Genomic DNA, 776 nt, shown 5'->3' on the forward strand with positions numbered 1-776 from the left:
TTAAACTTGTTGCTCAGCAGCGCCCGGAAAGAGCCTGCTCCGCGCTAACTAAATTTACCCGCGTTACTTTTTCACTTCAGTTGGCTCAACGTAAGCCTTGGTACCCCAAAGTGGGACTGTCGAAAGGCTATGCTTAAAACTACCATCGGTCTCTTTTGTTGTATAAGACAAGTAGAGTAAGGTTTGGTTATCGGCATCATAAATACGGCGAACCTTCATTGTTTTGAAGAAAATGCTTTTTGACTTCTTAAATACAATTTCACCGGACTTACTCTTATCTATTTTTGCAATCATTTCCGGTGTGATTTCGCCAGTCTGACGACATGATATTGAGCTATCACTTGGATCTGCTAAGCTGAAATCCGCTTCGATAGAGGCGATGTGACATGTGACACCTGTTACCACCTCGTCTTTCAACTCACCGACTTTGATGTCTTTCAAAGTAAACCAACCGAGCCCCACGTCAGCAACATCGTTATCTGAACAACCAACTAGAGTAGTAGCAAGCAATGCACTTAACAGCATCTTTTTCATTATTTTTGTCCTTAACTAGGAAAGATATTGATGAAATCTATCAGAGGTTTGCACCTAAAACAAAATTTAGCCACGGAAAGGTCTATGTGCGCTAGGTTTGTTGCGGGCTTCATGCTAATGTACTGCTCTAAACGAAGGTATCAAGATGAATGAACAACAGTTAGCCAGTATCGAGCGTAAAAATACATGGCTGTATGATCTGGTCGAAGTTGAATTTCCGACACCAGAGAGTTTGAAAGGGC

1 protein-coding gene and 1 pseudogene are annotated in these 776 nt (G+C 41.9%); one reads left to right on the top strand and one right to left on the bottom strand.

Annotated features, from left to right (window positions below; genetic code table 11):
• Window positions 1–63 precede the first annotated feature (63 nt).
• Window positions 64–534, bottom strand: coding sequence for a CreA family protein (locus R7R78_RS25720; protein WP_005397614.1), 471 nt, complete (start codon window positions 532–534; stop codon window positions 64–66).
• A 145-nt stretch (window positions 535–679) separates the two neighbouring features.
• On the opposite strand from R7R78_RS25720, the pseudogene R7R78_RS25725 reads away from it, so the two are divergent.
• Window positions 680–776 (top strand): annotated as a pseudogene (locus tag R7R78_RS25725) (flavodoxin); the annotation flags it as partial.

This window comes from Vibrio sp. 2134-1 (assembly GCF_033339495.1).